This is a genomic window from Mesorhizobium sp. M0208, from assembly GCF_040322015.1.
Taxonomy (GTDB): domain Bacteria; phylum Pseudomonadota; class Alphaproteobacteria; order Rhizobiales; family Rhizobiaceae; genus Mesorhizobium.
On the sequence record NZ_JAMYSP010000034.1, the window covers coordinates 14,712 to 28,216 of the forward strand.

At 62.8% G+C, this 13,505-nt stretch carries 15 protein-coding genes; 6 read left to right on the forward strand and 9 right to left on the reverse strand.

All coding sequences use genetic code 11. From position 1 onward, the window contains the following. The first annotated feature begins 27 nt into the window (after positions 1 to 27). Positions 28 to 2,010: a glycoside hydrolase family 127 protein gene (locus NKJ17_RS26065; protein ID WP_352690742.1), complete on the forward strand. Its 1,983-nt coding sequence runs from the start codon at positions 28 to 30 to the stop codon at positions 2,008 to 2,010. On the opposite strand, the gene NKJ17_RS26070 is transcribed toward NKJ17_RS26065, so the two are convergent. Continuing rightward, complete coding sequence (locus NKJ17_RS26070) at positions 1,997 to 2,734, reverse strand: gamma-glutamylcyclotransferase (protein ID WP_352690746.1); 738 nt, start codon at positions 2,732 to 2,734, stop codon at positions 1,997 to 1,999. The genes NKJ17_RS26065 and NKJ17_RS26070 overlap by 14 nt on opposite strands. Positions 2,735 to 3,043: 309 nt before the next feature. Here NKJ17_RS26070 and NKJ17_RS26075 point away from each other — a divergent pair, with 309 nt between their 5' ends. Continuing rightward, the gene (locus NKJ17_RS26075; RefSeq protein ID WP_352690747.1) at positions 3,044 to 4,201 is read left to right on the forward strand and encodes a putative hexosyltransferase; all 1,158 of its coding nucleotides are present in this window, start codon (positions 3,044 to 3,046) and stop codon (positions 4,199 to 4,201) included. After that, positions 4,188 to 4,820 (forward strand): hypothetical protein, encoded by a 633-nt coding sequence (locus NKJ17_RS26080; protein ID WP_352690748.1) that lies wholly within the window; start codon positions 4,188 to 4,190, stop codon positions 4,818 to 4,820. Before NKJ17_RS26075 ends, NKJ17_RS26080 begins: the two co-directional genes overlap by 14 nt. Here the strand turns inward: NKJ17_RS26080 and NKJ17_RS26085 are convergent. The 4 genes from NKJ17_RS26085 to NKJ17_RS26100 form a co-directional block, all read right to left on the reverse strand. Beyond that, complete coding sequence (locus NKJ17_RS26085) at positions 4,817 to 5,272, reverse strand: GtrA family protein (protein ID WP_352690750.1); 456 nt, start codon at positions 5,270 to 5,272, stop codon at positions 4,817 to 4,819. The genes NKJ17_RS26080 and NKJ17_RS26085 overlap by 4 nt on opposite strands. Beyond that, positions 5,250 to 5,942, reverse strand: a complete 693-nt coding sequence (locus NKJ17_RS26090) for a class I SAM-dependent methyltransferase (protein WP_352509455.1) — start codon at positions 5,940 to 5,942, stop codon at positions 5,250 to 5,252. Before NKJ17_RS26090 ends, NKJ17_RS26085 begins: the two co-directional genes overlap by 23 nt. Next, positions 5,917 to 6,957, reverse strand: coding sequence for a glycosyltransferase family 2 protein (locus NKJ17_RS26095; protein WP_352509473.1), 1,041 nt, complete (start codon positions 6,955 to 6,957; stop codon positions 5,917 to 5,919). Before NKJ17_RS26095 ends, NKJ17_RS26090 begins: the two co-directional genes overlap by 26 nt. A gap of 476 nt (positions 6,958 to 7,433) precedes the next feature. Further along, positions 7,434 to 8,816, reverse strand: a complete 1,383-nt coding sequence (locus NKJ17_RS26100) for an FAD-binding oxidoreductase (RefSeq protein WP_352690752.1) — start codon at positions 8,814 to 8,816, stop codon at positions 7,434 to 7,436. Between the two features lie 226 nt (positions 8,817 to 9,042). Between NKJ17_RS26100 and NKJ17_RS26105 the strand changes: the two genes are divergently transcribed. Beyond that, positions 9,043 to 10,050, forward strand: a complete 1,008-nt coding sequence (locus NKJ17_RS26105; RefSeq protein WP_352690753.1) for an AraC family transcriptional regulator — start codon at positions 9,043 to 9,045, stop codon at positions 10,048 to 10,050. Positions 10,051 to 10,181: 131 nt separating this feature from the next. On the opposite strand, the gene efp is transcribed toward NKJ17_RS26105, so the two are convergent. Continuing rightward, a complete protein-coding gene (efp, locus tag NKJ17_RS26110) occupies positions 10,182 to 10,748 on the reverse strand; it encodes an elongation factor P (protein WP_023674374.1) in 567 nt (188 codons plus the stop codon). A gap of 114 nt (positions 10,749 to 10,862) precedes the next feature. Here efp and epmA point away from each other — a divergent pair, with 114 nt between their 5' ends. Next, positions 10,863 to 11,909 carry an EF-P lysine aminoacylase EpmA gene (gene epmA, locus NKJ17_RS26115; protein ID WP_352509458.1) on the forward strand — a complete coding sequence of 349 codons (1,047 nt, stop codon included), beginning with the start codon at positions 10,863 to 10,865 and terminating at the stop codon, positions 11,907 to 11,909. Between the two features lie 126 nt (positions 11,910 to 12,035). Here the strand turns inward: epmA and NKJ17_RS26120 are convergent, their stop codons facing one another. Next, positions 12,036 to 12,170: a hypothetical protein gene (locus NKJ17_RS26120; protein WP_352474393.1), complete on the reverse strand. Its 135-nt coding sequence runs from the start codon at positions 12,168 to 12,170 to the stop codon at positions 12,036 to 12,038. An 89-nt stretch (positions 12,171 to 12,259) separates the two neighbouring features. On the opposite strand from NKJ17_RS26120, the gene NKJ17_RS26125 reads away from it, so the two are divergent. Beyond that, positions 12,260 to 12,949 (forward strand): DUF8692 domain-containing protein, encoded by a 690-nt coding sequence (locus NKJ17_RS26125; RefSeq protein ID WP_352690755.1) that lies wholly within the window; start codon positions 12,260 to 12,262, stop codon positions 12,947 to 12,949. A gap of 12 nt (positions 12,950 to 12,961) precedes the next feature. Here the strand turns inward: NKJ17_RS26125 and NKJ17_RS26130 are convergent, their stop codons facing one another. Then, positions 12,962 to 13,276, reverse strand: coding sequence for an ABC transporter permease (locus tag NKJ17_RS26130; protein ID WP_352509460.1), 315 nt, complete (start codon positions 13,274 to 13,276; stop codon positions 12,962 to 12,964). After that, a complete protein-coding gene (locus tag NKJ17_RS26135) occupies positions 13,270 to 13,410 on the reverse strand; it encodes a hypothetical protein (protein ID WP_352509461.1) in 141 nt (46 codons plus the stop codon). The genes NKJ17_RS26130 and NKJ17_RS26135 overlap by 7 nt, the downstream gene beginning before the upstream one ends. Positions 13,411 to 13,505: the final 95 nt, after the last annotated feature.

Below are 13,505 nucleotides of genomic sequence, written 5' to 3' on the forward strand. Positions count from 1 at the left end.
CCAATCGAACCGAACCGGAGTGAATTGATGACCGCATCGCAATCCGCCAGTCAGGGCGCCAAGCCGAAACTCGCCTTCCGCCCGCTGCCGGTGCCGCAGGTCGACGTGCGCGGCTTCTGGGGCGACCGCGTCGATGCCGTCGCCTCGAAGACCGCCGGCATCCTCTACGACCGCTGCGTCGAGGCGCGCATGCTCGAGCAGATCGACCCGGACCGGCCGTCGCCCGGCGTCGTCATTCCGTTCCACTCACCCTCGCCGGACGAGGCCGCCACCGCCGGCAACGAGTTCACCGGCTCGACGGTGACGACGCAGATGTTCTGGGATTCGGATTGGGGCAAGACCATCGAGACCGCCGCCTATTCGCTCTACCGCCGCCGCAACGAGGAGCTGGAGAAGAAGATCGACGCCGTCATCGATATGTACGGCAAGCTGCAGCAGCCCGACGGCTATCTGTCGAGCTGGTACCAACGCATCCAGCCCGGCCGGCGCTGGACCAATCTGCGCGACTGCCACGAGCTCTATTGCGCCGGCCATCTGATCGAAGGCGCCGTCGCCTACTACCAGGCCACCGGCAAGCGCAAGCTGCTCGACATCATGTGCCGTTATGTCGACCATATCGCCGAGACGTTCGGTCCCGAGCCCGGTAAGAAGAAGGGCTATTGCGGCCACGAGGAGATCGAGCTGGCGCTGGTCAAGCTGGCGCGGGTGACGGGCGAGCGCAAATACATGGAGCTAGCCAGATATTTCATCGACCAGCGGGGACTTGAGCCGCATTATTTCGACGAGGAGGCGCGCGCCCGCGGCGCCGACCCGAAGGCGTATCATTTCAAGACCTACGAATACAACCAGTCGCACAAACCGGTGCGCGAGCAGGACAAGGTCGTCGGCCATGCGGTGCGGGCGATGTATCTCTATTCGGGCATGGCCGACATCGCCACCGAATATGGCGACGACACGCTGCGGGTGGCGCTCGACCGGCTGTGGGACGATCTCATGACCAAGAACCTCTACGTCACCGGCGGCCTTGGGCCGTCCTCGCACAATGAGGGTTTCACCGCCGACTACGACCTGCCCAACGACACCGCCTATGCCGAGACCTGTGCTTCGGTCGGCCTGGTGTTCTGGGCGAGCCGCATGCTCGGCATGGGTCCCAATGCGCGCTACGCCGACATCATGGAGCGGGCGCTCTACAACGGCTCGATCTCGGGCCTGTCGCTCGACGGCTCGCTGTTCTTCTACGAGAATCCGCTCGAAAGCCGCGGCGCCCACCACCGCTGGAAATGGCACCGCTGCCCGTGCTGCCCGCCCAATGTCGGGCGCATGGTCGCCTCGATCGGCAGCTATTTCTACGGCCTGTCGGACGACGCACTCGCCGTCCATCTCTATGGAAACGGCACGGCTCGTTTCGATATCGCGGGCCGGCAAATAGAGCTCACCCAGACCAGTAACTATCCATGGGACGGCGCGGTCTCGATCTCTGTCGAACCGGAAGCTCCGACCGAGTTCACTTTGCACCTGCGCTTGCCGGCCTGGTGCCGCAAGGCAGCGCTCAAGGTCAACGGCGCCGATGTCGATCTGGCTGCCATCAGCAGCGACGGCTATGCCGCGATCCGCCGCGAATGGCGCAAGGGCGACCGCGTCGAGCTCGACCTCGAAATGGCCGTCGACCGCCTCTACGCCAATCCGCAGGTGCGGCAGGATATCGGCCGTGTCGCACTGGCGCGCGGCCCGCTGATCTACTGCGTCGAGGAGACCGACAATTCCAGCCAGCTGCATCGCATCGCTCTGCCGCGCACGGCCGACATCGAGGCGCATCAGCAGCTGAACCTTCTGGGCGGCGTTGTGACACTTTCGGCGATTGCCAAAAGGGAGGCTTTCGAAAATTGGGAAGAGGGGCTCTACCGCACCGAACCGCCGGCGGTCGAGGACGCGAAGCTCACCGCCGTGCCGTATTTCGCCTGGGACAACCGCGACCCCGGCGAGATGCTGGTCTGGCTCAGGGACGAATGAAGCCCGACGGCGCCCGACCGATCTCCTCGGCCACAAGTTCCTGCAACTGCCAGAGATTGCGGTCGCGGATGCCGCAGGCGTCGAGATGGCGAATGGTCTCGAACAGATATTCGGCGCCCGAACCCCAATGGCCGACGGCCGTGGCCAGGGTCGCCGCTATCGCTCGCTTTTCGAGCTTGCCTGCATAGCGCGGATTGGCGGGATCGACAACGAAACCAAGCGCTTGGCCTGTGCCGTCGCCCGTCCTGACCTGCAGCCAGCGCGGCACGTTGACGGAGGGCAGGATGGTCATCTCGCGGCGCAGCAGCGTTTCGAGATTGGCCCCCACTGGCTCGGCGATCTCGAACACCATGCCCTGACATTGGCCGCCGCGGTCGAGCGCCATCATCAGGCCGGGCTGCTCGACGGTGCCCCTGAAGCGCTGCACCGTAAAACAGAACGAACGGTGCCAGCCCGTCGCCACGGCCCGTTCGCCACCCCTGACCTCGCCGGCCGGCTTCCACAGAAGCGAGCCATAGGCGAACAGCTTCACCGGCCCGCCCGGCGCGCCGGCCAGCACCTCGTCGCGAATGCGCGCGTAATCGGCATCGGTCATGTAGACCATGCCCGGCGTCGGCCCGGCATCCTCGACCGCACGCAAGGTGCGGGCGACCAGCGCCTCGGTCAGCGCCATCGGTGTCTTGCGCGGCGAACGCCGTGATGCGGCGGAAATGACCTTGCTCATCCTCATGCTCTCAGCCTTGCCGCCATGTTGCCGAAGGCTGAAAGATTCTCAAGGGCTGAGTACACCAGCGCGGTATCAGGATTCGAACTGTCGTGTACAACAGCTTGACTGCACAAATACCTACGCGACGGGTTAAACGCGTCGACTGAACCCATTTCAACGTGATGCAGCGAGATGCTGGTCTGGCTCAGGGACGCCGGATCGCTGGTATCACCAATTTGAGCCGCCAAATGCATGCCTTGAATTCGCCCGGGCGCGCGTCATCTAGCTTTGAGTGGCGCCAGTCACTTGAACGGGTGGAGGCAGATTGTGGCGCTCGAAGCTGTCGCGCGTCCCGGCGGTCGCTATATTGCGGTCGCCGTCGTGGCGGTGCCATTGCTGTTCGTCGTTGGTGGACTGGCCATTCGCTATGCGGCATTTGCCTCGATCTCGGCGGAACCAGGCTTCGCAGCCTATGCCCAGGCGCTCTGCCGGTGGGATTGCGCGTGGTATGTCGACATTTCCGAACACGGTTATGAGCGCTTTCCCATTCCAAACCAGAGCAATGTCGGACGCTGGGGCTTCTTTCCGCTCTATCCGATGCTGGTGGCGGCAATCCGGTCTGTTTTCCCTTTGCCGACGATACTGCTCGCGTCGATCACATCGCTTGCGTGCAGCTACGCGGCCTGTCTGGTGGCGTGGCCGCTGCTCGAGAAGAACATGCGCGCTTATGTGCTGTATTGCGCCTTTCTGCTCAGCGGCCCGTTCTCCTTTCACTTCACAACCTTCCTGACCGAACCTCTTTTCGTGCTGCTGACGTCGTGCGTTTTTCTGGCACTCAAACGCTCCAGCTATCTGACCGCGGGGCTGTCATCGGCTCTGCTGTCGGCAACCAGGCTCGTCGGAGTGCTTGTTGTATTTGCGACCGTCATTCAGATGTTCAGGGATTACCGCGCAAAGGGCGGATCGGCGCTTTCTTTCCCACGTTGGGTGCTTGGCCGACCGGATCTGCTCGTTGCAATTCTCATCTCGCCTGCCGGCTTGTTCGCCTACATCCTGTTCCTCTATCTGACGGTCGGGGACGGCTTTGCCTTCCTGCACGTCCAGCGCGCGTTTGGACGGGTGGCGGGCAATCCGCTCGCCTTCATATGGGATGGACTCTCGGCCGTTCCGACGACTGGATGGCTGCCTACGGCGCCGCAATGGAGCGCGCTCGCCGCACTCATAGGACTGGCATTATCGGCGGTTCTGGCGGTTCGCAGGCAATATGGCGCCGCGCTGTTCTGCGCCTGCTGCATCATCTCGCCGCTGATCACGAACCTGGCCTCGATGGTCAGATACGTCGTTGGGCTTGCGCCTCTGACAATATTGCTGACCACGTTGTTGTCGGCGTCGAAGCTGACTTTTCTTGCGGCTCTGGGTCTCTTCCTGGGCGCCTGCTATTTCATGACCGTCGCGTGGATCGGGGGCTATCTTGCCCTGGTCTAGCACTCCGGGCCCGCATCGGCGCGCGGCCTCGCTTGGCGGCTACACGCCGGCGGCGGTTCTGGCCGGGGCGGAAATCATCATCCTTGCGCTTGCTCTCAATCCAGACGTCAATGCCGACTATCGCGCCTATTACATCGACTGGACGACAACCTGCCTCAATCGCGATGCGGTCGGCAGCTACACCCTTGGCCAGACGGTGTCGTTCCGGTCCGACGGAGCCAAAAAGGCAGCCGGCATGAGGGTCTGCGGCTGGTCGGGACCGGTAGCCGACGGCACCCATTCGCTGGGCGAGACCTCGCGGCTTCGCCTGGAGATACCGCCGCTTCGCGACGGCCTGACGGCCACGCTGCAAATGGCCGCTGTCATTCGTCCGCCACAGGTCACGCAAAGGGTCGTGATCTCGGTAAACCGCGTTCGGCTGCATGCGGTGACGCTGTCCGGCAAAGAGCCACGCACCGTCTCGTTCGTTATCCCACCGGCGGCTCTCGCCGAGGCCAAGACACTCGACATCGCCTTCGACTACCTCGACGGCATTCCGCAAACTCCTGCCGCCAGCAACATCTATAAGCGCTCCATCAAATTGTTGTCGCTCCGGCTCGATCCCACTGACGCGGATTAGGGCGGGCGATCGCGCTGCTGGCCGCGTCTTCGCTGCGCAAAAACCCAGCGGTCGAGCATGAGGAGATTGACCGCTGGAACAAGCAAGCATGTAACCAGGGTGGCAATGATCGGCGGCAGACTGAGTTTCGCCGTCAAAAGCGCCGGCGCCGCGTAAGCCACGGCGAAGCCGGTTGCCGTCAGCAAGAGAAAACGCGGAGCCTCCGATCGATGCGATCCGCTCGACGCGAAGGTCACGAACTTATGCGCGAGATAAGAAAACAGGGCGGCAGCGGCATAAGCTGCGAGTGAGGCACCGACCGGCGAGAGGCCGAACCGTTGCCATTCGACCAAAGCGGTGGCCATCACCGCATATAGGATCGTTGCAGCGATGCCGACCGACCCGAAGCGCGCCAGCAGCCTCAGCCTGGCGTCGCCGGTCGAACGGCGCTCAGACATGCGCACTGCACGCATACTGCGCTCCAAGCGGCAGGGCGGAAAGCAGGCGCTCGACCTTTTTGGCCAAGGGCGTTGCCGAGGGTAGCAGCAGAAAATGCTCGGAGCGGATGTCCCTGAAGCCTGTTTCCTGAAAAAGGGACCTTGCTTTAGCGGCGTTGAGCAGGACTGCCTCGTGATCGAACGGACACCGAAACACCGCAAGACGCGTCAGTGGATTGTAGGGATTGTGCTCGATGATGCAGGCGACGCCGCCCGGCCGCACGACGCGGCGCAGTTCCAGGAAGAAATCCAGCCAGACAGCGGGCGAGACATGATGGACGACGCAGCTGGCGAAAGCCAGATCGAACGTGCCGTCCTCATAAGGCAGCCGCTGCGTGCTGCAGGTCCTGTAGGCCACACGCGAATTGTCTTGGCTGGCACGCAAGATCGATTCTTGCGAGACGTCGCAGCCATCCAGGCTGTCGAAAGCACCTTCGAGGTAGGGGTGGAGCGAACCGACGCCGCAGCCGACATCCAGCGCCCTTACGGTCGCCCCACCCTGTCCAAGCTTTCGCTCGACGAGCAGACGCCGCAGCAGGTCCGCCTTGGCGACAAGGAAGAAGTCGTGCCTGAGTCCGGAAAACCGGATGGACCCTTCGACCGCCTCGCCATAGTTGGAATTATAGCTGTCGAAGAGTTCGCCCATTGGCGGGGACTCCACTCCTGGGCTTGTGAAACGATCGGCGGCGCTCACCAGAGACGGCACGCATCGCCTCGTCGAAGCCGGTGAGCCGATCGATCACATACAGCGGGCGGCGTTTCACCTCGGCGTGGATGCTGCCGACATAGAGTCCGACCACGCCGGTCATGAAAAGGTTGATGCCGCACAGGAGCGACACGATCACCACGGTTGATGTCCAGCCGGCAATGATGCCGGTTTCAAAAAACCAGGCAAAGATGGCGTAGGCACCAAAGACCACCGCAAGCGCGGAAATGGCCAATCCGCCCCAGAGGGCCAGGCGCAACGGCTTCTCGGAGAAACTAACGATGCCGTGAACCGCAAGGTGCATCATCTTCCAGAATGGGTATTTGGTCTGGCCCAGGGTTCGGGCGTGGCGCTCAAATGGCACTGCCGTCTGCTTGAAGCCCATCCAGCCGAACATGCCCCTGACGAAGCGGTCATGTTCGGGCATATGCTTGAAGGTTTCCAGCGCCTTGCGGCCGACCAGGCGGAAGTCGCCGACGTCGCGCGGAATATCGACCGACGTCATTTTCTCCAGCAGGCGATAAAAAAGACTTGCCGTAAAGCGCTTGAACCAGGATTCGCCCTCGCGCTTGACTCGGCGGGCATAGACGATCTCGAAGCCTTCCTTCCACTTTGCCACCAGGTCGAGAACGACTTCCGGCGGGTCCTGCAGGTCTGCATCCATGACGATGACGGCATCGCCCGCAGCGGCGTCCATACCGGCGGTAATCGCCACCTGGTGACCGAAATTGCGGGAAAATTCGATCAGCCGAAAGCGCGGCTCGGCGGCAACCACCTTTTGGAGGTATTCGACGCTTCCATCGAGGCTTCCGTCATCGACGAAGATGGCCTCCGTTTCGCCGTCCAGCCGGCCGATAAGCGAACTGATCCGCTCGATCAGCCGAGGAAGCACCTGTTCTTCATTGTATACGGGCAGGACCAGCGAGTAGCGAGGCGGTGACCTGTTCACCGTCATTCCAGGGTCGTGGACCACAGACTCTCGCATGCGGTTGAAAATGGAACGAAAGCTACAAAGTTCCAAAGGCACTTAAGAAACTGCTAATTTATCTAGTTCTGGAGGGAGTACCGGTTCTCGATAAGCACTTGGAGGATGTCGTCGTGAGGTCGGACGTCCACATCGAGGCGTAAACTATCGGTGGCTGCCGGCGCGATCGGGCTGGCGAGAAGCAGTCGTTGAGGCATAACGCGTTGACCGCGAGGCCTACTCTCCCGGACTTGTCGGTTGAAGCGGGGCTACGGGTGACCCTAAGGGTGCGGGCCGACCGCTTTTGACGCATGCCGGACATCGCTCATGGAACACGGTCGGCGAGCGCGGCCGAGTGTCCCGCTGGCAGGCCAGCGAGCGCCCTAACCGGCCGCCTTATCGTACCGGCCAAGCCTCAGCTGGCCCGCAGCCGGTACGACACTTGCCGGCCTGGCCGGTCGCCGCCGTCAAGCAGCCGGCCGGATGTTTTGGTTCACCCGGAAGAGGTTGTTTGGGTCGTATTTCTTCTTCAGCGTAGCCAGGCGCTCATAATTGTCGCCATAAGCCGCCTTGAGCCTTGCATCGCCCTCGTCATCCATCATGAAGTTCAGGTAGGCGCCACCCAGATCGAACGGATGCACAGCCTCCCAGTAGGCCTTGGTCCAGCGCGTCACCGGCCCGGCTTTCTGTGGGTCCGGATCGATCCCGGCGATGACCATCGACCAGGTCGCATCCCGGTAATTCCAGGGTGTCTCGTCTTTGCCGACGCGATGGACCGCGCCATCGATAGGGTAGAGGTGCATGAGCGATAGCTCGCTCGGCGTCTTCGCCGCCTGCTCGACATGGGCGTCGATCGCCTCGTCGGACAGCGTCTTGACGAAATCGCCCCGCCAGTACCACTGCATTCCCTTCGGGTAGAGCCCATCGAACATGCTCTGCACCGCGGGATAGGGCATCGTTCCCATCCAGTTGAACCAGGGCGCGGGCAGCGCATCGAGCAGCGGGGCCAGCGCCTCTCTGCCCTTTTCCTCCGGGCCGTTGTAGCAGCACATCAGCAGGCACATCCGCTTTCCCCAAAACTCTTCCGGGAACGGTGCGCTCGAGAGGACGGTCTTGAGCCCGAGAAAGATCCCGAGTTCCTCGGGCGCGTTCGGCAGGAACTCGCGATAATGCTGCATGATGGTGCGGGCGTGGCGCTGATCCCATGCGATCGGCCCCGCAAAGACCATGCTGACCTGGTGGAGCTTGAACACAAAGCTGGTGACGATGCCGAAATTGCCGCCGCCGCCGCGAAGCGCCCAGAACAGGTTGGGGTTCCGCTCCTTGCTTGCTGTGACGAAGCTTCCATCGGCAAGCACGACATCGGCCTCGACCAGATTGTCGATGGTCAGGCCATATTTGCGCGTCAGATAGCCATGGCCGCCGCTCAGCGTCAGTCCGGCGACCCCGGTGGTCGAGATGATGCCCGCCGGTACGGCCAGGTCAAAGGCATGGGTGGCGTGGTCGACGTCGCCCTGAGTGCAGCCCGGGCCTACCCGCGCCGTACGGGCATCCGGATCGACGCGCACACCGTTCATCGCCGACAGGTCGATCACCAGACCGTCGTCGCAACTCCCCAATCCTGGTCCGTTATGGCCGCCGCCACGTACCGCAACCAGCAAATTGTTGTCGCGGCCGAAATTCACCGCTGTGATCACGTCGGCGACGTCGACACAGCGGGCGATGATCAGCGGCCGCTTGTCGATCATGCCGTTGTAGAGCTTGCGGGCCTCATCATAGCCGGCGTCGCCGGCGCGGATGACTTCGCCTCGCAGGCTTACTGCGAATTTGGTGATGTCTTCATCGTTCATGACATTCCTCCCTGTTATTGGACCTGTCGGCCGGCCGACGAAACGCTAATCCCGTCCGCTGTTCCCGCAAATGTTACATCGTCCATTTCTGTTGCCCGATCGTTCAGAGTAGGATTAGACCGGATGGATGGTTGCTCGGGCGGCCATATTGCCGGATAGTTCGAGATGCCTGGCGGAAAAACTCGTTGTCAAAGGGAGTAGCCGATCGTTTCCGGAGGTGTAGTGCATGGATGTCCTTTCCGATGTGCTCCGGGCCGTTCGCCTCACCGGTGCGATCTATTTCGACGTCGACGCCAGTTCTCCCTGGGTCGGCGAGTCGCCGGGCACTGCCGACATTGCCGCCGCCGTCATGCCGGAGGCAGAGCACATCATCTCTTTTCATGCCGTGATGTCGGGGTCGTGCTGGGCCGCGCTGGCAGACGATTCCGTCCCCCCGGTGCTCGTGAACGCCGGTGATGTCGTTGTCTTCCCCGGTGGTGTTCCGAATGTGTTGAGCTCCTCGCCGGGGGCGCGGGGCGAACCCAATATGGCGATGTATTATCGGCCGATAGACGAGAGCCTGCCGTTCGCGGTGATCCATGGTGGCGGGGGAGACGAGCGGACCCGGTTCATTTGCGGGTATCTTGGCTGCGATGCACGTCCCTTCAATCCTCTCCTGGCCGCATTGCCGGCCATCCTGTGCGCCCGCAAGCCCGCCGATGGAAGCAGCTGGGTTATCGACCTTTTTCGGCTGGCGCTGGCAGAAGGTGGCAGTGGGCGGGCGGGCTGTGAGACGATACTCGCCAAGCTGAGCGAGCTGATGTTTGTCGAGATCATCCGCCGCCATCTCGAGACCCTGCCCGACGATTCGCGCGGCTGGCTGTCAGGCCTACGGGATCCACATGTCGGCGAGGCGCTCCGGCTCATCCACGCTCGCCCCGGGGAGGAATGGACATTGGACCGGCTCGCCCGCGAAGTAGGGCTCTCGCGCACGGCGTTTGCGAGCCGCTTTACCCACTATGTCGGGGTTTCGCCCATGCACTATCTTGCTCGCTGGCGTCTACAACTGGCAGGACGCTTGCTCGAACGCCCTGAAATGAGCATCGCGCAAGCGGGTGCCGAGGTCGGCTACGAGTCGGAAGCCGCCTTCAATCGCGCCTTCAAAAAGTTCGTCGGCATTCCACCTGGCACCTGGCGAAAGGGACGGTCGGCGTTGCTCGAGGCTCAGAGATTGCCCGCTGGCGTCGTGCAATAGGAAAGAACTGGCAGGGCGTTGACGCTTCGGTCCGCGTAAAGCGTCCCAATGCTCGAAAGCCCCTGCCACAAAGCGGTTGACGATGACCGGCAGCCTCGACGCGTTCGGCGAGGCGTTTCAGGCCTCGCGCCTCAATCCTTCGCGCGCTCGACATAGGCGCCATCGGCGGTCATCACCACCACGCGGGTGCCAGCGCTGATGTGTGGCGGCACCAGGGTACGCACGCCGTTGGACAGCGTTGCCGGCTTGTAGGACGAGGACGCCGTCTGGCCCTTGGTCACCGGCTCGGTCTCGACCACCTCGAAAGTGGCGCGCTGCGGCAGTACCAGCGAGATGGCGATGTTGTTGTATTGCGAGATCTGCACCGGCATGCCTTCCACCAGATAGGGCGCCATGTCGCCGACCACGCTTTCCGGCACCGCGACCTGGTCGTAAGTCTCCGGATTCATGAAGTGAAAGCCTTCGCCGTCACGGTAGAGGAACGTGTGCTCGCGCTCCTCGACATAGGCGCGCTCGACCTGCTCTGTGGTGCGGTAACGCTCGGAAACCTTTACCCCGTCGGAGATACGCCGCATGTCGAGCTGGGTGACCGGCGTACCCTTGCCAGGATGAATGTTTTCGGCAAAGAGGATCACATAAAGCTTGCCGTCCTTTTCGACGACGTTGCCTTTGCGTAAGGAGCTGGCGATGACCTTCACGGGTTTCCATCCTGATAAAATTTGTTGGCGCAAATCGGCTGGAGAGGCCGTTGCGTGCGGCCTAGCGCATCTTGGCCGCAATCGCCAGCCCTCTGTGCAATTCCCCTGAAGCCGATGACCGCCGCCTCGCCGTGGTGGACGCCGCATGTCCACGCCGACCGCCGGCCGCGGCTGATCCTGCGCAATGCCATTGCCACCGGGATGCGCGACTGGTTCGCCCGCCGCGACTTCGTCGAGGTGGAGACATCGGCCCTGCAGGTCTCGCCCGGCAATGAAGCGCACCTGTCGGCCTTTGCCACCGAGGCGATCGGGCCGGACGGGCAGCGCCAGCCGCTCTACCTCCACACGTCGCCGGAATTCGCCTGCAAGAAGCTGCTTGCCGCCGGCGAAGAGCGCATCTTCAGCCTCGGGGCTGTCTGGCGCAACCGCGAGCGCGGCCCCTTGCACCATCCTGAGTTCACCATGCTCGAATGGTACCGCGTCGGCGAGACCTATGAGAGCCTGATGCGCGATTGCGCCGAGCTCGTAGCGCTGGCGGCCGAACGGGCCGCAGCGAAGCGTTTTAGCTTCCGCGGCCGTGAGGCCGATCCGTTCGCCGGGCCGGAACGGTTGAGCGTCGCCGAAGCCTTCATGCGCCATGCCGGCATCGATCTGCTGGCGACGGTTGCGGCCGATGGCAACACCGACCGCGCGGGGTTGCATGCCGCCCTGGTCCAGGCCGGATTGCGGACCGCGCCCGACGATAATTGGGCCGACCTGTTCAGCCGGGTGATGGTCGAAAAAATCGAGCCAGCGCTGGGGCAGGGGCGCGCTACCATTCTTTTCGGATATCCGATCTCGGAGGCGGCATTGGCCCGGCCGAGCGCCGACGATCCACGCACCGCCGAGCGTTTCGAGCTCTATTGCTGCGGCATCGAACTCGCCAACGCCTTTGGCGAATTGACCGATCCGGCCGAGCAGCGCCGACGCTTTGCCGCCGAAATGGATGAGAAGCAGCGCGTCTATGGCGAACGCTACCCGATCGACGAGGATTTCCTCGCCGCGCTCGCCATCATGCCGCAGGCGAGCGGCGCGGCGCTCGGCTTCGACCGGCTGGTGATGCTCGCCACCGGCGCGCTCAGGATCGACGACGTGATCTGGACGCCGGTGGCTGGTCCCTGAGGAAGGTTGGACAAGCCGATCTCGCCCGGCTTGAAAGCCAGGATCAGATGGTCGGTCCAGGCCGCCGCCGGCTCCGTCGAGCCAGAAGATTGGCGACGACCAGGAGGATTATCGACAGCCCCATCATCAGCGTGGCGGCGGCGCTATTGCCGGGGAGAGCTTTTCGCGCAAGCCGATGAACATTTCGAGCGGCATGGTGCGTTGGTTGGCGCTGGCCAGGAACTGCACCGCGACGACCTCGTCATGTGCGAGACGCTGCAACCGTTCCGTGTGTTGCCACGATCATGGTGGGCCGGCATAGTGCTGGCGGGGTTCTCGGCGCCGCGGAGCTATCGGCCGTCGTACTCAGAATGGCCTTCGGCACAATGCCAGACAAAAACGCGCTGAACGCAAAACATAGCAGCGAATGGACAATGTCCTGGCGCCTGGTCATACTTGCGGCCGTGGCGATTAATGTTGTGATGCTCTTGGCCGCGCTGTTCGTCGCGCAAACTCTTGGTCTGGACGCTACAATCTTCTATCGAGATCCATCTGCAGCCGCGGATGTCGGCTTCTATACGGGGTGGATTTCGTCCCTAGGTGCTTCACTGTGGATCGGCACCGGCGCGGCGACCCTGTTTGCCGGTCTGCTCACGCACCGATGGGATTGCACGTTTCTCGGCGGCCTTACCTTGGTCATGGGCCTCGATGACCTGTTGTTGATCCATGAGGACGTGCTGCCGTTTGTCGCGATACCAGAGATTGTTACGATGATTGCCTACGCCGTCGCCGGGTTGTTCTGGTTCTTTCGGCTGCGACGGAAGACATTCGACGGCTCGATCGTATTTGTGGCCGCAGGCTTCCTACTCGCGATGTCAGCAGCGATCGACCAGCTGGGAGAGCTGTTTCCTAGCCCGAGTTCGGCGGTCGACATCGCGGAAGACGCTGTCAAAGAGCTTGGCATCTTCCTTTGGGCGGCAGGTGCCGTCGGGTACGCGGCGATGGTGACACGGTTGGGCCGCCCGTGGGTGGATCCAGCCGATCCCAACTCTACAGGCTGACTGCCGCACATGCTATGAGCCAACGGCGGTGATCACCACCGGCACGATCAGGGGCGACAGCAGCAGCGGCATGACGATGCGGCGGCCGGGAAACTTTTCGTCGGAAAGCGCAATCGCTGCAAACGTGCCGAGTGTCGTTGCGATCAGCGTCGTCCCGAACGCAACGATCAGGCTGTTCCCGATCGCCGATTGCCAGCGTTGGGTGCCGAGCACGACCGCGTACCAGCGCGTCGAAATCCCCTCCAGCGGAAAGATGAAGAAGGCGCCGCTGTTGAACGACAAGGGGACCGGAACGAGGATCGGCACGAGGAGAAACAGGATCACCATGCGAGGCCCTTGGGCACGGAGGCGATGAGGCAGGCGAGGGGGAAGCCCAGTATCAGCGTGGCCAGCGTCTCCACCGCGGCGACGAAGAATGTGGGCATGAACACCTGCAGGAAGATCGCCTGCTCCGGCGGCACTCTTTCAATGCCTCCAATTCGTGCGGCAATCGCTTCCGGCGGCCACCCGCGCCAATGCGCTGGCGCTCGCCGGTCTGCTGGCCGAGGCCCTGACG